This window comes from Nostoc sp., from assembly GCF_036917935.1.
Classification (GTDB): Bacteria; Cyanobacteriota; Cyanobacteriia; order Cyanobacteriales; family Nostocaceae; genus Nostoc.
Genome location: NZ_JBALEL010000047.1, coordinates 16,249 through 35,743, shown reverse-complemented (window position 1 = coordinate 35,743; position 19,495 = coordinate 16,249). Strand labels below are relative to the sequence as shown.

General features: G+C 41.2%; 22 protein-coding genes. 5 read left to right on the top strand and 17 right to left on the bottom strand.

The genetic code is table 11. The features are described from left to right. Positions 1–25 precede the first annotated feature (25 nt). Positions 26–238 carry a type II toxin-antitoxin system HicB family antitoxin gene (locus tag V7K62_RS19655; RefSeq protein ID WP_334866915.1) on the bottom strand — a complete coding sequence of 71 codons (213 nt, stop codon included), beginning with the start codon at positions 236–238 and terminating at the stop codon, positions 26–28. Then, positions 222–488, bottom strand: a complete 267-nt coding sequence (locus V7K62_RS19650; RefSeq protein WP_334866912.1) for a type II toxin-antitoxin system HicA family toxin — start codon at positions 486–488, stop codon at positions 222–224. Before V7K62_RS19650 ends, V7K62_RS19655 begins: the two co-directional genes overlap by 17 nt. 526 nt (positions 489–1,014) lie before the next feature. On the opposite strand from V7K62_RS19650, the gene V7K62_RS19645 reads away from it, so the two are divergent. Together V7K62_RS19645 and V7K62_RS19640 are read left to right on the top strand one after the other, a co-directional pair. Beyond that, positions 1,015–1,785, top strand: coding sequence for a pentapeptide repeat-containing protein (locus V7K62_RS19645; RefSeq protein WP_334866909.1), 771 nt, complete (start codon positions 1,015–1,017; stop codon positions 1,783–1,785). Positions 1,786–1,821: 36 nt separating this feature from the next. After that, a complete protein-coding gene (locus V7K62_RS19640; RefSeq protein WP_334866907.1) occupies positions 1,822–2,445 on the top strand; it encodes a TenA family protein in 624 nt (207 codons plus the stop codon). A gap of 150 nt (positions 2,446–2,595) precedes the next feature. Here V7K62_RS19640 and V7K62_RS19635 read toward each other — a convergent pair whose 3' ends face one another. Genes V7K62_RS19635 through V7K62_RS19625 form a run of 3 tightly spaced genes read right to left on the bottom strand, consistent with a single transcriptional unit; the run spans position 2,596 to position 3,212 of the window. Further along, positions 2,596–2,724 carry a hypothetical protein gene (locus tag V7K62_RS19635; RefSeq protein ID WP_334793899.1) on the bottom strand — a complete coding sequence of 43 codons (129 nt, stop codon included), beginning with the start codon at positions 2,722–2,724 and terminating at the stop codon, positions 2,596–2,598. A 22-nt stretch (positions 2,725–2,746) separates the two neighbouring features. Then, complete coding sequence (locus V7K62_RS19630) at positions 2,747–3,010, bottom strand: hypothetical protein (RefSeq protein ID WP_334866905.1); 264 nt, start codon at positions 3,008–3,010, stop codon at positions 2,747–2,749. Further along, positions 2,994–3,212, bottom strand: coding sequence for a hypothetical protein (locus V7K62_RS19625; RefSeq protein ID WP_334866904.1), 219 nt, complete (start codon positions 3,210–3,212; stop codon positions 2,994–2,996). Before V7K62_RS19625 ends, V7K62_RS19630 begins: the two co-directional genes overlap by 17 nt. A 113-nt stretch (positions 3,213–3,325) precedes the next feature. Between V7K62_RS19625 and V7K62_RS19620 the strand changes: the two genes are divergently transcribed. After that, on the top strand, positions 3,326–3,463 hold the full coding sequence (locus V7K62_RS19620) for a hypothetical protein (RefSeq protein WP_334866903.1): 138 nt from the start codon (positions 3,326–3,328) through the stop codon (positions 3,461–3,463). A 370-nt stretch (positions 3,464–3,833) separates the two neighbouring features. After that, entirely contained in the window at positions 3,834–4,814 is a 981-nt protein-coding gene (locus V7K62_RS19615; RefSeq protein ID WP_334866902.1) for a hypothetical protein, read from the top strand. 115 nt (positions 4,815–4,929) lie between these two features. Here the strand turns inward: V7K62_RS19615 and V7K62_RS19610 are convergent, their stop codons facing one another. From V7K62_RS19610 to V7K62_RS19560, 11 genes are all read right to left on the bottom strand, one after another. Then, positions 4,930–5,253, bottom strand: a complete 324-nt coding sequence (locus V7K62_RS19610; protein WP_334866900.1) for a HigA family addiction module antitoxin — start codon at positions 5,251–5,253, stop codon at positions 4,930–4,932. A 77-nt stretch (positions 5,254–5,330) separates the two neighbouring features. Continuing rightward, a complete protein-coding gene (locus V7K62_RS19605; RefSeq protein WP_334867056.1) occupies positions 5,331–5,666 on the bottom strand; it encodes a XisI protein in 336 nt (111 codons plus the stop codon). Positions 5,667–5,738: 72 nt separating this feature from the next. Continuing rightward, complete coding sequence (locus tag V7K62_RS19600; protein ID WP_334866899.1) at positions 5,739–6,314, bottom strand: Uma2 family endonuclease; 576 nt, start codon at positions 6,312–6,314, stop codon at positions 5,739–5,741. A 54-nt stretch (positions 6,315–6,368) separates the two neighbouring features. Continuing rightward, positions 6,369–10,355, bottom strand: a complete 3,987-nt coding sequence (locus V7K62_RS19595; RefSeq protein ID WP_334866896.1) for a magnesium chelatase subunit H — start codon at positions 10,353–10,355, stop codon at positions 6,369–6,371. 282 nt (positions 10,356–10,637) lie between these two features. Then, positions 10,638–11,339, bottom strand: a complete 702-nt coding sequence (locus tag V7K62_RS19590) for an AAA family ATPase (protein ID WP_334866894.1) — start codon at positions 11,337–11,339, stop codon at positions 10,638–10,640. 38 nt (positions 11,340–11,377) lie between these two features. Further along, positions 11,378–11,692, bottom strand: coding sequence for a hypothetical protein (locus V7K62_RS19585; protein WP_334866892.1), 315 nt, complete (start codon positions 11,690–11,692; stop codon positions 11,378–11,380). Between the two features lie 6 nt (positions 11,693–11,698). After that, a complete protein-coding gene (locus V7K62_RS19580; protein WP_334866890.1) occupies positions 11,699–12,091 on the bottom strand; it encodes a hypothetical protein in 393 nt (130 codons plus the stop codon). 315 nt (positions 12,092–12,406) lie between these two features. Further along, positions 12,407–13,213 carry an Rpn family recombination-promoting nuclease/putative transposase gene (locus tag V7K62_RS19575; RefSeq protein WP_334866888.1) on the bottom strand — a complete coding sequence of 269 codons (807 nt, stop codon included), beginning with the start codon at positions 13,211–13,213 and terminating at the stop codon, positions 12,407–12,409. Between the two features lie 18 nt (positions 13,214–13,231). Next, positions 13,232–13,408 (bottom strand): hypothetical protein, encoded by a 177-nt coding sequence (locus V7K62_RS19570; protein WP_334866886.1) that lies wholly within the window; start codon positions 13,406–13,408, stop codon positions 13,232–13,234. Positions 13,409–13,456: 48 nt separating this feature from the next. Further along, positions 13,457–14,758, bottom strand: coding sequence for a sensor histidine kinase (locus tag V7K62_RS19565; protein ID WP_334866884.1), 1,302 nt, complete (start codon positions 14,756–14,758; stop codon positions 13,457–13,459). Positions 14,759–14,861: 103 nt separating this feature from the next. Next, on the bottom strand, positions 14,862–17,285 hold the full coding sequence (locus V7K62_RS19560; protein WP_334866882.1) for a hybrid sensor histidine kinase/response regulator: 2,424 nt from the start codon (positions 17,283–17,285) through the stop codon (positions 14,862–14,864). Between the two features lie 392 nt (positions 17,286–17,677). On the opposite strand from V7K62_RS19560, the gene V7K62_RS19555 reads away from it, so the two are divergent. Further along, complete coding sequence (locus tag V7K62_RS19555; protein ID WP_334866880.1) at positions 17,678–18,934, top strand: lipid-A-disaccharide synthase; 1,257 nt, start codon at positions 17,678–17,680, stop codon at positions 18,932–18,934. 51 nt (positions 18,935–18,985) lie between these two features. Here V7K62_RS19555 and V7K62_RS19550 read toward each other — a convergent pair whose 3' ends face one another. Further along, the gene (locus tag V7K62_RS19550) at positions 18,986–19,372 is read right to left on the bottom strand and encodes a hypothetical protein (RefSeq protein WP_334866878.1); all 387 of its coding nucleotides are present in this window, start codon (positions 19,370–19,372) and stop codon (positions 18,986–18,988) included. Between the last annotated feature and the right edge of the window lie 123 nt (positions 19,373–19,495).

The window sequence follows — 19,495 nt, the reverse complement described above, 5'->3', positions numbered from 1 at the left end:
CAGTTTTACTTAGCTTGTGTATCAATTAAATGTACATCAAACGTGGTCTAGCTTCAGGAACTGGACGCCCCAAATCCTTAGCCGTTTCTATCCATTCCTGCATAACTAATTCTACATTATGCAGGGCTTCTTGATAAGTATCACCGTCAGCAGCACAGCCTGATAATTCTGGTACTTCAGCAATAAAGGCTTGATCTAATTCACTCCAGTAGAGAATAATTTCATACCGAAACATCATTTTTACTTCCTAGCTTATACTTGAGAATCACTGCCCGAACTTGTTTAATTTGATAGCTTTTGGCTTTTCCTCTTTTGTGTTGCAGGTTCAATATTTCCTCAACATCGGCTTTGATAAAAATACGATGGTCGCCACGAATCCGCTCATCAAAGCCTAGTTTATATAAAAGTTGCCACAGTTGAGCGAAAGGGATGTCTGTATCAGAAGTCCCAGAGATAATTTTTTCTAAGAGTTTGTCTTGCTGACTCACGTTTTTCTGACCGTCTTAATGTTTCTATAGTCTCATATTTCTTTAAAATCAGGGTATACAAAAGCAAAACTATGATTTTGTTCCTGAGTGAGAGTATCCCTGATGACAATGGCTAGTCGAGTTTTCAGGGCAAACTTTAGGCTGAGATACTACTGGACTGATTTACTTGATTGCAAAAAATGCTAATTATTTGGATGTTACAGATGCTTTCTTTGAAGCAATGTTTTGCAGTAAGTTTAGTTTTGTGACATCAGTTTTGCCTATCGTGGAGTGTATCATTTTTCTTGACGAATGCTCCTCGTTTACCATGATTACCGGAGTTATCAGTCTTAATATTGGCTCAATTGATCGCTTGACTACTTTTCTACAATCCTTTAGCGTAGGGTTCCGCAGCAAAGGTATCGCCAATTTATAAGTGATATAGGCAACTACAGAGGGCAAATTGTTGAGATTGCTCATATCATAATGCTGAGGTATAAATCCGTCTCAGTTAATGTTGGTATTGAGTAAGAAATATTACACAAATATGAAAAAACAAATTCTAGGTGCAGCTGCATTTTTAACCACGATTAGTTTGATAACAACCGTACAAGCAGCAAATTATGAACATGTTAAACAGTTATTAGCAACTAAACAATGTCAAAACTGTGATTTGACGAGTGCAGGTTTAGTGATGGCTGACTTATCTGGAGCAAATTTGAGCGGTGCTAATCTCACAGGTGCTAACCTCAGCCGTGCAAACTTGAGTGGCGCAGATTTACGGGGTGCAAACTTGAGTGGCGCTAGTTTATTTGGTGTTAACTTGAGCGAAGCTAAATTTAGTGGGGCAAATTTGGCGGGTGCTGATTTGAGAAATACTTATTTAGCAAATGCAGAATTTACTGGTGCTTACCTGAATGGTGCTAACTTTCAGGGTGCAGTTGGGATACCATTACAAATTGCTTCCGCAAAAGAGTTTTATGCTTGGGGTGTAGCAGAAGGACAAAAAGGCAACCAACAGCAAGCAATCGGTTATTTTAATCAAGCGATCGCTATTAAACCAGAATATGCGGATGCTTATCTAGCTCGTGGTGTCGCCCGTTACCAAATACTAGATAGACAAGGTGCATTCCAAGATGCCCAAATTGCGGAAAAATTGTTTACATCCCAAAACAACAGCACTGGAACGCTAACAGCCCAAGCTTTTATCAAAGAACTGCAAACACCCGTCAATGAAAAGGTAAGTACTGGTAGCCCCAGTTTCGTTGACTTTTTGGGAAGTATTGGCTCAGTCTTGCTTCAGTTTTTCCCTTTTTGAAGGGGATAATAACAGATGACCAATAACAACTAACAAATGACTTTATCTCAGGAATTATGGGCAGCAAATCAAGACTTGGCCCAAGCTTGCCTAGAGCATCCTTTCGTTCAAGGCATTGGCGATGCTACTCTTGAGCAAGCTAAATTTGCTTACTACGTAGGGCAAGATGCTTTTTTCTTAGAAGCTTTTGCCCGTGCCTACAGTATTGCCGCAGCTAAAGCACCAGATTGGTTAGGTTTCACCACATTTCATAACTTAGCTAGTGGAGTTTTAGAAGAACTGCGGTTGCATAGTGGCTATGCTTCTGGGTGGGGAGTCAATTTACATTCTGTGGAACCTGCATCTGCCACCCGCCGCTATACTGACTTTTTATTAGCAACTGCTTGGGGTGGAGATGTGGGTTTAACTGCGGCGGCGATGTCTCCTTGTATGCGTTTGTATGCCTTTTTAGGAGAAAAATTGGCTGGTAACGGTATTCCTAATCATCAATATGCAGACTGGATTCGTACTTATAGCAGTGCAGACTTTCAACCACTAACACAACAATTAGAAAATTTGGTTGACAATTATGCCGTTACCAATTCTGTTGTGCATTCCACTTATCGTTATGCGATGTTTTGCGAGCGCGACTTTTTTCAGGCTGCGTGGATTTTGGTATAGGGATGCACAGCTAGCTGTGCGCCCCTACTTAAGCAAATGCGATCGCCGATATAGCAAATGCAATCGCTGTTGTGGAAGAGTGAGCGATCGCATTATCTAGGCATTCAATTCTCAATTTTGCGAAGTTCCTAATACTATTGCTACCTCCTATCACAACCCCAACCAACACCGCAAAGATTGCTCTAACAGTTCAGCATCAGCATCAGCTAACTTGCCAATCACTTTTACAACCAAGCTTTTATGCACTGTATATAAACCTCTCTTGACTGCTGTAGCCACGTTTAGCCCTGCTGCTGCCCATTCACTCTAACAAATAACGATACGTTGCTTTGATAATTTGGGACAGCGCATAAGCTGTATCTGAATCAAGCCGTTTATCTCCCAATAGCAACAAGACAAACTCGCCTTCTAGTAATACTCCAGTTTTGCTCGTCAAGGGTGTAATTAGGATGTCTTGAGAAACGTGTGGCGCACTTATAACAACAGCAGGTCTAATTTTTGAACTAGACAAATTTGAAAAGGGATACTGAACCAAAATGATGTTATTTTTAGAGTAGTTGGGCATAGACATCATCCTCAGCCTTATCCCAAACTGCATCGAGTGATGTTTGACTGGCTTGAAGCCAAAATTCAGTTTCATCATTAGGAAGCAGCGTCACTAGCACTCTTGTTCCTTCCGGTAATTCCTCTGACTCCAGCAGTTCTATTTTTCCTTGCCGAACAGTAGCCCAAAGCGTTTTTAGCATATCCGTTTTATGAACAGTCATATTTCGATTTTATGCTTGGATGGCTAAAAGAGCGTAGGCGTTGGCGTAGCCTCTCTAAGAGTTGCCCGCCGTAGACATCGCCTTGCACAAAACCTCAAAAATAATGCGATCGCGTGTTGGGGAAAAATGAGTGCGATGTCTACGACGGGCTACGCCTACGCCTTGCAGAAAACCTCAAAAACAATGCGATCGCCTTACAGAAAACCTCAAAAATAAAGCGATCGCCTGTTGTGGAAGAGAGAGTGCGTTAGCGAAGCTCACCGTAGGTATAGCCTTACAGAAAACCTCAAAAATAAAGCGATCGCCTGTTGTGGAAGAGAGAGTGCATTAGCGAAGCTCACCCTAGGTATAGCCTTGCATTAAAACCTCAAAAATAAAGCGATCGCCTGTTGTGGAAGAGAGAGTGCCATCGCGCTTGGTATTATAATCAATTAGGCAGACATCAAACGCTATCTAAATTCAGGAATAGGAAGACCTAATTCTTGAGCAGTCTCGTTCTACTTCTAAGTTTCACTATCAATAAAATATCCAGGCAAGTTTGTAACTTCGGCGTTGTCTCTCGTAGAAGCAGCGATACAATTTAGAGATACAGTCCGAAAATTATAACTATACTAAAAATACATGAAAATTGACAAAGTACAACTGGGAGAAGTCACATTGGAACTACTCTCTAGTATGAGACCTTGCCTAACTTTTTCTGACTTCTGTGTACCTGCTGGGACTATAGATTTTAACGCTTATGAAGGTTTTTTACGGAATTCAGTACAGCTTTTTAATTTTTCATATCGTGATTTCGTATTTGAAGCTAAGATTCACAATGGCATGGTTTTTATTAAGCGCAATGATTTATATCAGCATAGTGAGCAGTATTTGGGAAACGAACCATGCCAGGTATCTTTGCAGTGGAATGCCGACTCTATAGGATGTGGTATTGTTCCTTACGGTTCATTGACAGATATGAATCAGCATATGATATCTGTTCGTACACCAATTACAATACCTCCGGCTGAAATCGTGACAATTCTAAGGAGAGAAAATCTTCTCTCAAATGATAGTTATCCAAATATGGATGATTTTTTTTCTACTGTCTTGGATTGTCTTCATTGCTGTCAGGAAGACATTCGACGGCATGGCTCTGAAACTCTCTTTTGGAGACCTGTAGATAAAAAAATACGAAAACCTCTCAATGAACCAGATATAACAAAGGGAGTTGCGGCTTTTTTAAGCATTTACGGAACGATGAAAAACTTCGATGTTTTATGTGAAACAGTTGCTGGCAATGGCAGGGTAGATTTTTATGTAGTTGCGCCAGTATCTAATATCAAAGGTCTAGGAAAGATAGCAATAGAAGCCAAAAAGGCTAATTCAGATGATTTGGAGCATGGTTTAACTGTCCAGTTGCCCAAATATATGCAATCGATAGGAACAAATTACGGTATTTATCTTGTTTACTGGCTGAAATCAGCTGATGATTCCAGTTATTCTCAAAATAGCTATCCAGAACTAGAAATTGCAAAACTTCATCCTATCAAGCGTCCAAATACAATTCGTACTGTTGGTATGGATTTATCAATAGGTATTTCTCCTAGCCAAAAATTATAAAATTTAATAAACCAAGAATTTGCACTCTTACTCTCTGCGCCTCTGCGTGATATTTAAAAATGTGGTTCATTTACCTGAAAATTGCTCTAAATTTCAATTATTAAAAAATAATTCTTCACAATTTCTTATAAACCAATGTCATGACTTGCTCATATTCTTCTTTATGGCTTTGCAAAGCATCCCAAAGATCAACTTTTTGCTGAAGATTAAGCCAAAGTCTTGGACTATTTCGTAAAGCTTTACCAAGACGTATTGCTATATCTACCGTAATTGATCTTTGACCATTAATAATCTCCTGAATTGTTTGATTAGATACTCCTAAAATTTCTGCAAAATTTGCGGCATTAATATCTAAATCATCTAAAATATCTGCAATTACTTCGCCAGGATGTATTGGTCTTACTAATCTATCATCAGTAATATCTTGCCAATTATCCATAATTAATGTATCCACTTACTTAGCTGAGATTGAACTAAATTTACATAAATCGCGCTTGGAGATTTTCAAAACATCTCTTAACTCACTGCATATTCTGTAAACTGTCTCATAAAAGGAGATTGGAAACCTAACACAATGTCATCTTTGGGAACTCCCGCAGCTACCAAATTAGCTGCAATATCATCTTCTGTACCATTCCACTGAAGCCAAATTTTTCCACCCTTAATATCAATATGAATAATACAACTATGTACCCAGTCTTGACCTTCCCAGCCTACATTAACTATTTGATAATGGTCACGTTCTGTATCAAAAATTGTTTCAACTTCTATATTTCCGTAAGCGGGTTTTTGCTCACTATATTCCTGTAATATCTGTTGTACAAGCTGGCGATATCGAGTTAATTTATCTATTGGAAAATCACCTCTTGCTCTAAATCACATTATATTAAATTTTGATAGCCAATTTACTCAAGTTATTAACTATTACCAAATCGCTTCTAAGTTTAAAATAAATCTCGGCAAAACATCTTCTCCTGACAAAGTAACAGGCGATTCCAACACCTCAACCTCTTGTCCTTGCCGATAAATCTCCACTTGCCGCGATTTACGATTAATTAACCAACCCAAACGCACACCATTACCTATGTATTCCCTCATCTTTTCCTGAGCTACTTTCAAACTATCACTTGGCGAAAGTAACTCAATTACAAAATCAGGAGAAATGGGAGGAAACTTTTGTTTTTCTTCTTCAGTTAAAGCATCCCATCGTTCTAACTTTGTCCAAGAAGCATCAGGTGAACGATCTGCACCATTAGGTAATTTAAAACAAGTAGAAGAATCAAAAGCGATGCCAGTAGCATCAGTATCTGACCAATTAAATAATTGTTGATTTAGTCTACCATTACGATTTCCGGTTTCTCCCCCGGTTGGTGGCATGATAATTAATTCTCCGGTTGCAGTGCGTTCAAACCTCAAGTCACGGTTTGCCTGACATAGATTAAAAAACTGCTCATCTGTCAGTTCCAATACTGATTGAAGGTTGACGGTTAAAGCATTCATAGTCATATCTCGGATTCAAAAGTTAAGGCAGGCATAACGCCTGCCCATGTAATCCTATTCTATCCCTTCAATTCGGTCTTCAACTTCTTGGTACAACTCGCGCAGACGATCTAAATTATCCTCGCTAGTCTCCCAATAACCGCGTCCATTCACTTCTAACAAAGTTGATACAATCTTGCGGAAAGAATGGGGATTAAGGTTCAACAACCGTTTCTGCATTTCTTCATCTTTGATGAAGGTTTCGTTAGTATCCTCGTAAATCCAGTTATCCACAGCGCCAGCTGTCGCACTCCAACCTGTTGTATTCACCAACCGCTTGGAGAGTTCGCGCACACCTTCGTAACCGTGTGACAGCATCCCCTCATACCATTTGGGATTTAACAATTTGGTACGCGCATCCAAACGCACGGTTTCCGATAATGTCCGCACTTGAGCGTTAGCTGTGGTTGTATCTGCAATATAAGATGCTGGCTTTTTACCATCACCGCGCAGACTTGCCACAAGCTTGGTGGGATCTGAGTCGAAGTAGTGGGAAACGTCCGTTAAGCTAATCTCCGAAGAATCGAGATTTTGGAAAGTTGCATCAGCAGTTTTCAATGTGCTTTCAAAAATACCGCGCGATTCGTCCATGATTCCGGGGTTATCGGAATTGAAGGAGAAGGATTTCCGGTTGAGATACATTTCCTGCAACTCGGCTTCGCTATCCCAAGTGCTGTTTTCTACCGCCAAGTTGATATTTGAGGAGTAGGAACCAGAAGCATTGGAGAAAACGCGCGTTGCTGCTTGACGCAGATTAATTCCCATTTCCTCAGCTTGTTGCAAAGCGTGTTTGCGAACAAAGTTCATATCTAAGGGTTCATCTGCCTCGGCTGCCATTTTCACACCTTGATCTAGCAGGTTCATTTGGTTGATGAACAAATCGCGGAATACACCAGAACAGTTGATTACCACATCTATTCTGGGGCGTCCCAACTCTTCTAAAGATATCAATTCCAACTTGTTCACCCGTCCCAAAGCATCGGGAACTGGACGCACGCCCACCATCCACATAATTTGCGCCAGGGATTCACCGTAAGTTTTGATGTTATCGGTTCCCCAGAGGACGCAGGCGATGGTTTCTGGCCATTTTCCTTCGTTTTCTGCCTTGTTACGGATCAAAAGCCGATCTACAACGATTTTGGCTGATTGTACTGCTGCTGTTGTTGGGATGGATTGGGGATCGAGGGCATGGATATTCTTACCTGTGGGCAATACATCCGGGTTGCGGATGGGATCGCCACCAGGGCCAGGTAGGATGTATTCACCTTCCAAGCCTCTGAGTAATGCTCCTAGTTCGTTGTCGGCACAAACTTGTTGCAGGCAGAATTCCAAATACTCAAATAGGGGTTTGAGGGCTGCGGTGTCAACTTTGGGATAACCTGCTTTATGCAATGATTCTACCCAAGGTTCTTTTTTGCCCATGTTGAAGAAATTCAACCGGGAAACCAGAGAAACTCGTCCTTCCGCGTCGATTTGCTCTTGAACAAGGGCAGTAACTGCTGCACGGGTCGCCAAAGTGATATCTTGCAATAACTGGACATCTTCTAAAATGCCTCTGTCGTTACTTTGGTAAATATCATCAATATTACGCCCAATGCTGTTAGCGATAATTCCCGGCAAGCCTTGAAGTCCTTCTTCTTGACGATCTAGACTAGCAATATTAACCAGAGTTGCGATCGCCTCTTCTGCACTTGGCGGTTTACCAATAACGTGCAACCCACAAGGCAACAACCGTGACTCGATTTCCATCAACTTGCGGTAGACGTTGCCAACAATATTATCCCGCTCATCGGTACTCATGTCTCTGGCATCGGTTTCTGGCAGGTTAATATCCTTATCCAGATTCACGATCCGGCATTTATCCATGATGCTGTTGACAATGGAAACACCGCGTCCACTATCTTTTAAGGTTTGGTAGGAAGCAATTAATTCGCTGAGTTCCTTCAAACCTTTATACAAACCAGCATTTTCTGCCGGCGGTGTCAAGTAAGAAATTGTTTCGGCATAACTCCGGCGTTTGGCAATTGTCGCCTCACTCGGATTATTGGCTGCGTAGTAATACAAGTTGGGAATTGAGCCAATCAAGTTATCTGGATAACAATCACCAGACATCCCCATCTGTTTACCTGGCATGAATTCCAAGGAACCGTGTGTACCAAAATGCAGTACAGCATCAGCTTGCCAAACTTGCTCTAGGTAAGTGTAGTAAGCAGCAAAACCGTGGTGAGGACTAGCTGAACGGGAGAACAACAGCCGCATCGGGTCGCCTTCGTAACCAAATGTGGGTTGGACACCGATGAAGACGTTACCGAATTGCTTACCATAAATCAGCAAGTTTTGCCCATCGCTGTTGAGATGTCCAGGAGGTGGGCCCCAGTTTTCCTCTAAGCGGTGAGAGTATGGGGTCAGCGCCTCATACTCAGGAACCGACATTTTGTAAGCAACGTTCAGTTCTGGGCTGTTGTACTGCGCTTGAGCGTCATGGATGACTTCTTGCAGCAGCGCTTCGGCTGATTCTGGTAATTCTGGTAAGTCGTAGCCGTTATTTTTGAGGGCTTTCATTACCTCGTAGATGGAGCCGAATACATCCAAGTAAGCGGCGGTTCCGACGTTGCCTTTATCTGGCGGGAAGCTGAAAACGGTGATGGCGACTTTTTTATCCAGTTTCGGCTTGCGACGGAGGTTTGCCCATTTTAAGGCGCGTTCGGCGACAGCTTCAACCCGATCGCGCAGTGCGATCGCTTTCCCTGTAGTCCCATCCCTACCTGATAAGACAATCGGCTCAATTGCCCCATCCAATTCGGGAATCGCAATTTGCAAAGCTACTTGAATCGGATGTAACCCTAAATCGCTATCCATCCACTCTTCTGTGGTTTGGAAAACTAAGGGTAACGCCACCATATAAGGACGGTTTAAGCGTTTGAGTGATTCAATTGCTTTGGGATGATCTTGTCTAGCTGGGCCACCCACTAAAGCAAAACCAGTCAGCGATATCACTGCATCTACTAACTGTATTTTGGTAATTGGTTCGTAGAAGTAGGCATCCACAGGCTTGGAGAAATCCAAACCACCAGCAAACACAGGTAATACCCGTGCGCCCATTGCTTCCAACTCCTGCACCATTGCGACATAATGGGCATCATCCCCTGTAACTAGGTGAGTGCGTTGCAATACTAACCCGACACAAGGAGCTAGGGGATCTTTGAGATCGCTAGAAATATCCTTACGAGCTGTATACCAATTGAGGTACTCTCTGACATCCTCAAACATACTGGGAGCCAAAGGATGCCAAATCCCTAAATCGGGATAAACCACCGGCTGTTCGTATGTAGAAGGTGCAAAATTTTGTTTCTCTAAATCTTTAAATACGTATTTATCAGCTAGCATCAGCAAGAAGTTTTCCAGATTTTCTGGAGAACCACCTAGCCAATACTGAAAACTGAGCATGAAATTTCGGGCATCCTGGGCTTTTTCCATTGGTAGGAACTTCAGCACTTGCGGGAGTGTTCGCAAAAGCTTTAGCATTCCATCTTGGAATCCCGCACCGGATTTTTCTTTGCGTTTCCGCATAAATTGGGCGATCGCACTTTTTGACTGACCCAACTGTGCCAGGGAAAAGCTGCCCATTTTACTCAGGCGCATTACTTCTGGCATCGAGGGAAAGACAACGGAAACGTCCAAGCGATCGCGGTGTGGTTCTACTGCTGCTACTACTTTCTGTGCTAAGTCTTCGATGAAAATGAGAGAAGCGATGAAGATATTCGCACTCTCAATTTCTCGTTTGAACTCCTGGTAATTCTCTGGGTCGCGGAGTTCCTCAATCAAGTACCCACTGATTTCAATCGCCAAGTCGGGATTGTTCGCGTTAATCGTGCGAACCGCTTGCGACAAAGCACTTTGGTACTGGGACTCTAGCACGACATAGACCACCTTGATTAAATTACGTCCGCGTAAGTCATCAGGCGCAATGTGTCTAATGGTGGACTTGACGTGGGTGAACATGCTTCTTCGGCTCCTTTGATGCGTGTTCTCTACTCGAAGTTCCTAGCGGCATCATCAGCCACAGGTAACTTGTGATATTTAGGCAATATCTGTTTTTTATCAGAAAACGCTTGCCCAGTGGGAATTTTATCGTGTATCTGACACAAATTGATATAAAAAACGAAATATTTCTTTGTAATTATTTACTGTGTATAAAAGTATTTGCTCAATTATTTGTAAATTTTTTGCAATATTTATTAATGACTAAATAGCTATTAATAAATATTGTGGCGTAATCCTTCCCTACGGGACGCTCCGCGAACGGGGAAGCAAGCTACTGATAGCTTGTTCTGAACCTTGCGTTACATTTGTAAGTCGCTTGGAAAGTAAAGAATCAGCTTCATCAATAAATAGCAAAGCATTATCTCTTTCTGCTGCAAGAAAAATTGCCTCCAGATTCTTCGGACCTTCACCGTGATACATACTCTCAATTTGAGCATAACTAGCAGCTAAAATTGGTCGTTTGATTTTAGAAGCTATTGCATGTGCAGATAAAGTTTTTCCAGTACCTGGTGAACCGTAAAAATTTAATGCAGTCCGGGGAAAAGGTTCTATTTGTCTCAAACCCCAATCATCAAAAACCTGAGCTTCTAACTTAATTAAGTCAACTGCTAGCAAAAGGTCATCTTTCACTTCTTCAGTGATGACTAACTGTTCAAAATCAAATAGTGGTTGTGCAGCTTTGTATTTACCAGCACGTTCTTCGACTGATAAATCATGATTATTTGATTTTTGATTATCAGCTTCGGTTTTTTTTATAGAATTTCCTTCATCTATATTTCTTGCTTCCGAAGCAGTTGTTACAATTATATTGATTTTCTCTAAACTTGTTTCATCAACTAATTTATTTACAGCATTTAAAATTCGAGAACGAAAAAGAGCAGCAATATCTTCAGGTACATTATTGGGGATACCCTGGATTACGATATTTTGAGATACTTTCATTTGACAAATACCAATGTTTTAAAAACTTGTATGTGATTCTATTGCCAAATAACAACTTCACTTCCTCGGTGAGCATCTCTAATATCTGAATCGAGTTGATCGTACTTAATAGTACGTGTTTCTACAGTATCACCAGTTTTCTTATTAAAAATACCCTGAACAACAACATGTTCTCCACTATCTAGTTTTGTCTTGATAGTTGCAGCTACATTATTAGGTTGAGTAGCAAGATGTTCATTGTCTTGAAACCAATTAACAACTATTGTCCAGGTAAGGTAAGCATAATAAACAATTTCACAAGCTGCCATTGCAAATATTACGCCACGAATCAAAAGTGAAATGGGGTCAAACATACTTTTTTACTCCACAATAATTAAATCTTTATCACCAAAAATATCCCGCAACTCTTCATCAAGCTCTCTAGCAACTAATTGACGACCATAGGGTTTTCCATTAGCTTGACAAAGAACATTATTATAACTATCAAGAAAAACTTGAGCTAAATAATAACCTTGTTGGTGATGTTGCTTTAGAATCGCTCCCCTTTTAACTTCTGCTTCTGGGTCGGATGGTCGCTCTGTCACAAAATACTTGAAAGCATTTTCGTAGGTCATTACAGACACGACTTCCCGCACCTTAAATAAGTCTTGTAACCATTTATTGAGATTATCAAGATTAAAGATTAGAGATTCATGAAAATCATCAACTTTTTTCTGCTTAGGTAAGTTTTTAGATAACCAATCCGGTAACATCAGTTAATTCCTCTCATGCAAAATTTAATGATTGAACTTAATCAAACAACCACTTAAATTTTTTGTAACTTTTATTGCTTTGATCTCAGTATCTTTCAATTAAAAGCTAATTATCACTAGCTGCCATCAGGAATTATGGTAAGATTACATCAGGAAATCTAAGACAATCTTCAAGATTTGACTATGGCATCTAGCAATTATTAATCTCTGAGTATTGATTATATGGCGCTTATAGGTGTTTTGTTAGCACCCGACTTCTCCCAGAAGCCGGGATTCTAAGACTCTTTTGGCGTATCATTGACTCACTCAGCTTGATTACCGTGAGGTTTTAGCCTGTAATTGCTCAACTTGCTCGACAGCTAAACCAGTAACACGGACAATTAATGCGATCGCAACTCCTTCGTTGAGCATATTTGTTGCAATCTCCTGAGCTTTTTGTTCAAAACCTTGTTCAATACCCTGTTCAAGCCCTTGTTCTAAACCTTGTGCAAGCCCTTCTTGCAGAATATCTTGATAAATTACAGATTCGCGCATAAGATCACTCCGCAATATTCTTTTAATCACGTCTTTATTTAATACTAGCCCAGCTAAGACTGCTCTTGATGCAGCAACATTACTGCGGATTCGGGTGTCGTTGAGTGCTTCAATAACTTGGGCAACTTCTTCTAAGGTTCGCGTTTGATCGTTGGTTTGACTTAAAGCTGCAAAGGGTAGCAAACCCGGAGAATTGAAAAATATTTCAGTTGGCTGTTCCCAAAGTCGAATTACTTCAAATCTGTGCAGACTATTTTCTAGAACAAATTCCGTTTGATAGACTAGCTCAGAATCAGTTGGTTTTAGATAAATTACCACCTGACGCATTCGCTTATGGGGAAATTTTCGATATGCCCGTAAGCGATAATCATTCATCCGAAAAGGAATATCGGCTTTAGGTACGGTTTGGAATTCGAGATGGAGGACAATCTCATCCGACTGCAATAAAATTAGTGCATCGGCGCGAATGGGTTCGAGGGATAATTCAGAAGGACTCAGTTCTGTGAGAGTTATTGCTTCACCGAGTAGCCATGTTGCAAAGTCGGCTGAAAATGACTCAGCAAGAAACTTACAGACATTATCAAACATATAGCAGATTATATCAGTTTAATAACAGACCAGAGAGCGATCGCTCGTTGTAAACACAAAACTACTAGAATTACAATTAAGACGCACTGTAACAATCGTAAAGCTGCCATTGCTGCGATGTCTACGACGGGCGTAGCTGCGGCACCCCTGAATTTGAATGACTCTCGTTGTGTCTGTAACCGAGAACTCAGCCATTGCAAGTATTTTCTGAATACCGATACGGATACGATTTAGGATTATAATTTATCGGATAGGTAATTCAATCACAAACTCTGTACCCTCACCTTGTGTTGAATAGCAACTTAGCTTGCCGTGATGATTGTTAACTACAATTTGGTAAGCAATTGATAAACCTAAACCTGTTCCTTTTCCGATGGTTTTTGTAGTGTAGAAAGCATCGAATATTTTTATCCGATTTGCTTCACTGATTCCTGAGCCATTGTCTGCAATTCGGAGAATAACTTGTTCTCCAATTTTCTCAGTTTTAATCCAAATCACACCAATATGTCTAAAAGTTTCATCCAAGTCTTGATTTTTTGGTATTTCTTCAATTGCATCGATCGCATTACCAATTAAATTCATAAAAACCTGATTTACTTCGCCTGGATAGCACTCAATAAGTGGTAACTCTCCATATTCTTTGTTTAGTTGGATTGCCGGACGATGAGCATTTGCTTTGAGTCGATGTCCAAGAATGAGTAGCGTAGTTTCTAACCCTTCATGCAGGTTAGCCCGTTTCTTCCCTGCTTCTCCGTGTCGAGAGAACTTGTTCAACGATGACACAATTTCTGTCACGCGATCTGTACCCAATTGCATAGATTGAATAATTTTGGAGAAATCATTTAATAAATAGCTGATATCTTTTGTTTTAATAGCATTTTGAATTTCAGCAGGTGGATCGGGCAGATACTTTTGATATAGCTCGAGTAAATTGACAACCTCTTGGAAATATTGCTCAATAAAATTCAAATTGCCAGCGATAAAATTAATGGGATTATTTACTTCATGGGCAATTCCTGCTGTCATTTGACCCAATGTTGCTACCTTTTCTGCTTGAATCAGTTGGGTTTGAGCCTGTTGTAATTCGGCGTTTTTAGCAATCAAGGTTTTCGTCAAATTTCTCAGCTTTAGTTGGTGCTCTACTCGCACCAAGACTTCTTCATACTGAAAAGGTTTAGTAATATAATCTACGGCTCCCAATCGCAATCCTTTAACCTTATCAGCAGTATCTGAAAGAGCAGTCATAAAAATGATCGGAATATCCTGGATACGAGGATTGCTTTCGCTTTTTAGGTGTTTACAAGTTTCAAACCCATCGATACCTGGCATCATCACATCAAGTAAGATTAAATCAGGTAAATTATCATTGTCTAATCTCTGAATGGCTTTTTCACCACTGCGAGCTGCCCAAACTTCAAAGCTAGACTGATCCAAAAAGCTGGATAAAACTTGTAAGTTGGCAGGGTTATCGTCAACGACTAAAATAATTCCTCTGGTAGGCTCGCAATTCAGAGAATTTTTTTGATCGCCTATCGTCGCTGTCATGCTGTTTCTACCCTATATTGAGTTACGTTGTTTCTCTGTGAGACGCCAAAGACAAAGGCTCCGAATTCAAAATTCATAATCTCCATAAATAAATTTAGAGGAATCAATCCTCAACTTTTTTGGTCAAAAAGTTGAGGATTAAATCTTCGTCAAACTGCCTCGCTAGTTGCCGCAATTGGTTAGCAAAGGCAGCGAATTTTGTGTCTGTTTCCTCTAGTTTATCGGCCCATTTGAGAATGGTATTGAAGTTACCTTTGCTGGCTAAAATAACTAGTTCTCGCAATACATCGGGGGAAGGAGTAGTCAATTGATCTGATGGGCTATCACGTGTTGTAGCCGAAGAGTTGATTCTTTGTTCCTCAGACTGAGACTGCTGGTAAATCCATGCCAAATTTAAGTGGCACTCTAATTGCTGGAGTAATTCATCTGCCTGTATAGGTTTGCTCAAAAAGGTGTCACCTCCTGCTTGCAGACTGCGATGTTGGTCGGCTTCAAAGACACTAGCGGAAGAGACGATAATCTTGACATCCTGGATGTCTGGGGTATGACGCAGGTGTTTAATCAATTCAAACCCATCCATTTCTGGCATGAGCAAATCTGTAATGATCAGGTTTGGTTTAAGGGCGATCGCTTTTTCTAAACCTTCTTTACCGTTGCTGGCTTCAACCACATTGAAACCCAATGGTTGCAGTAAGTTTGTAATTACTGTGCGATTCTCCCAGCGATCATCTACCATCAGGATGGTGTGGGGGCTACCTGCAAAGCCAATGATTTGTCCCTTGGATGCAGCCATAGCAGACTGTACCCATTCGCTGGCTTGGGCGATCGCAATTTCAAACCAGAAAATACTACCCTGACCAAGATGACTTTTAACCTGGATATCGCTACCCATCATCTGCACCAACTGCCGAGTAATAGCTAAACCCAGCCCCGTCCCTTCTGTCTGACGCTTTTTATCACCTACTTGTTCAAATGGCAAAAAAATCTTGTCCAATTCGTTTGGAGTTATGCCAATTCCTGTGTCTTTTACACTAAAGTGAATGCGATATTTCACTGTTTGCCCATCAGCAGGAAGTTGATCGATTACCTCAACCTTGAAACTAACTTTACCCTCATCCGTAAATTTGATGGCGTTTCCCAGCAGATTCAAGAGAACCTGACGTAACCTTTTGACATCGACATTAACCCCTGTGGGTAAGTTGCTGGCGAGTTCATAGACAAACAAAATGTCTTTTTGTTCTGCCCGAATCTGGCAAATTTCCCCAATCCCCTGTAAAAAAGACGGGAAATGCACATCTTGAGGATGCAGTTCCAGTTTTTGCGCTTCAATTTTGGAAAGATCCAAAATGTCATTAATTAAAGTCAGCAGATGAGAACCACACTGTTCAATGATGTTTACATGATATTGCTCTGGCTCCGGCAAACCTTTAGAACGCAGCAAAATTTGAGCGCAACCCAAAATACCATTCAAGGGCGTTCGCAGTTCATGGCTCATGTTGGCTAAAAATTCGCTCTTAGCACGATTTGCGGTATCAGCCGCTGCTTTGGACTTTTTCAGTTGAGCCTGTTCAAACGCTTGCACCTGCCACAAGACAGTGATCATCGTCACTGTCAACCCGCCCACAATTAAGGCTATCAGATCGAGGAATTGTAGCCGAGATTCAATATTTTGGCGTGGAATTACCAAAGCCACAGACCAATTAGCTTCTCGCAACGGCATATAAGCAACATACTTTTTGGTACCGTCAATTTCCATCAACTGAATTCCCTGTTGTCTGTTTACCATCTGCTGCGCGATCGCATTTAAATTGCGATCTGGAATTTTCAGCAGGCTGGGTGCAGGTTTTTCTAGCGTTGACATTAACGTTGAGTTGGGGTAGACGATCGCTTCTCCTTTGGAATTGAGAGCGAACGCATAGCTATTCTTGCCGTAGCGCAGCGAGTTGACCACCTCTGCAATGTGATCGACTTTAACATTGCCGTGAAAGACCCCAATCGGTGAATGATTGGTAAGAGAATTTGACCAAATTGGGGTGGCGATCGCAATTAAAGGAATGCCCGTGGAACGGCTGATAAAGGGATCAGAAATGTTGCTTTTTCCAGCTAGTGCTTTTTGAAAGTAGTCTCGATCCTTAATATTCTTATTTGACCGGCCAACCTTAGTATTAAAATACGAACCATCCGGGGTAGCTATTAGGAAAAAGAAAAATTCATTGATCCGCTCAACTTCTGACTTTAAATAGGGTTCTGCCACAGACCAGTCTAAGGAGCGTACAGTTGAAGTATGAGCAAGGGTTTGCACCTCCACTTTGCGAACATGCAACCACTCCTCAATTTCATCAACCCCTCTCTCTACCTCTAAAAAAGCTTTTCCTCTCAAGTCTTCTAGGGTTATTTTTCGAGCAGCCTGATAGCTAAAATAAGCAGAAATACTCACAATCAGAGTAGTGCCGCCAAGAATAAATCGGATCAACAAATTGCGCGAGGAATGTATTTTGGCATCAGATGGGCTGGAGCTGCCTTTCATCAAAGGTATCACCCTCTAAATAATGGGTTTGGTAAGCAAAAAAAGGGCTATATTTAGATTGCCCAAAAAATTATTGATAATCGCAGCTTTGATTGTTATCCATAACAAAATAATCAATATATTTATATAGGAACAAAATGTGATTTTTGAAAAAGACTTATTTAAGTGAAGTAGGACTTATGCATTGACAGAGACAACCAACTGTAAATTACCTTTGGTAACAAGGTAGCAGCCCAAGAACAAGTCAGGGCAAGACTTTTAACTTAACAAGTCTGCCACGCATATTATAGTCAATGTGTAAAGTCTTTCCTAGATCAAGTAGACGAAATTACCGATATTTCAGTCTCTGAAAATGGCCAATTGCTACTTAGCTAATATTTACCTCTTGACTAATGACTCAAGTAGATATTCTTATCCTTTCAAATGGCCCAGGTGAAGTAACAACCTGGGTGCGTCCAGTAGTAAGGGCATTGCGGCAAGAACTAGGGGATGATCCTTCTGTAGTGAGGATTTCTGTGGTATTATCACCTTGCTCAAATGCCAGTGGTAAAGAAGCAGCGATCGCTCTTTCTTATCCAGAAGTAGATAGAGTACAGGGAGCAGAGCATTTTTGGCAATTTCTGCTTTGGGGCAAAACATTTGATCATTGGGACTGGTGCGATCGCGGTGTAGTTGTTTTTCTAGGTGGCGATCAAATTTTCCCTGTAGTCATAGGCAAAAAGCTCGGATATCGCACAGTGGTTTACGCCGAATGGTCAGCCCGTTGGCATAACTGGATTGATCGCTTTGGCGTGATGAAAGCTGAAGTTGCTGCCCGTGTTTCCCAAAAATATGCCCACAAATTCACTGTTGTGGGAGATTTGATGTTAGAAGCTAGTAGTAATTCCTCTGACAAAGGACAAATAACTGACTTAATTGGTGTCTTACCGGGTTCAAAAGCGGCAAAATTAACCCAAGGGATACCTTTAATGTTAGCCATTGGCGAATACATCCACAGCAAAAGACCCCAAACCAAATTTGTGATTCCTGTCGCTCCAACCGTCGATTTACAAACCTTAGCTAGTTTTGGCGATTCCCAAAAAAACCCTTTTGTGGAAACTTTTGGTTTTAGCGGTGGTTCCTTAATTATTTCAGAGGACGCTACAGGCAAGGCATCGCTAAAAACAGCAAGTGGTTTAACTGTAGAACTGTGGCAAGAAAACCCTGCATATCACTTATTATCCCAGTGCTGCATGTGCTTGACTACAGTGGGGGCAAACACTGCTGAACTCGGTGCTTTAGGAGTGCCAATGATTGTTTTGCTACCAACACAGCAACTTGATGCCATGCGTTCTTGGGATGGTTTACCGGGATTGTTGGCAAATCTGCCAGTAGTCGGTACACTATGCGCTAAGGTGATTAATTGGTCATTTCTGAGATTCGTGAGACACAAAGGTTTATTAGCATGGCCAAATATCTGGGCACAGGAAGAGATCGTGCCAGAACTTATGGGTAAACTTGAACCGCAAGAAGTTGGGGAAATGGTTTTAGACTTTTTGGCACATCCAGAAAAATTGGCTGATATCCGCGCCAAACTCCGTAATATTCGCGGTGAAAGCGGTGCAGCCCAGAAGATAGCAGAGATTGTTCGTGAGGAAATTGGCAAGTAGTGAAAGATGAGGGAGTAATGGGAGCAACATCCCCCTCATTTTCACTCTGGCTTAATCCGAAGATTCTCCATCCCTGCGCCCAAGTTCATAAATGCCGGCACCCATACAAGCTAATATACCTGTACTAATTCCCCAACTTTCACCTAAACTAATTTCCAGACCCCAGTTACATAAAGTGCCGACTACCAAAAAAGGCACAATGCTAAACAGTGAGGCGTAGAAAGCGTTTTGGGATTCTCTAGCTTTACGAGTCTTTTCAAATTCTGACTGGCTGGTGTAAAGCGATCGCTCCGCAAAGTTAAACCAGCGATTGAGTTGCTCGATTACCCATTCATTGACTCTGGAAAAACCTAGATATAGGGCTAATGACCACAAACTCGCTCCGGCGATCGCGATCGTGTCTAACTCAAAGCGGAAAGGCAAAATTTCAGTCAGCATTGCTTGGGAGAGTCCTGCAAAGGGTCAACTTTAGCTGTGAGTAGATGCTAAATAAACCTCTTGTGCAATTTTAAACATAAATGCTAACAAGATTTCAACTACTTGGCAACTCTCCGGCTTCTT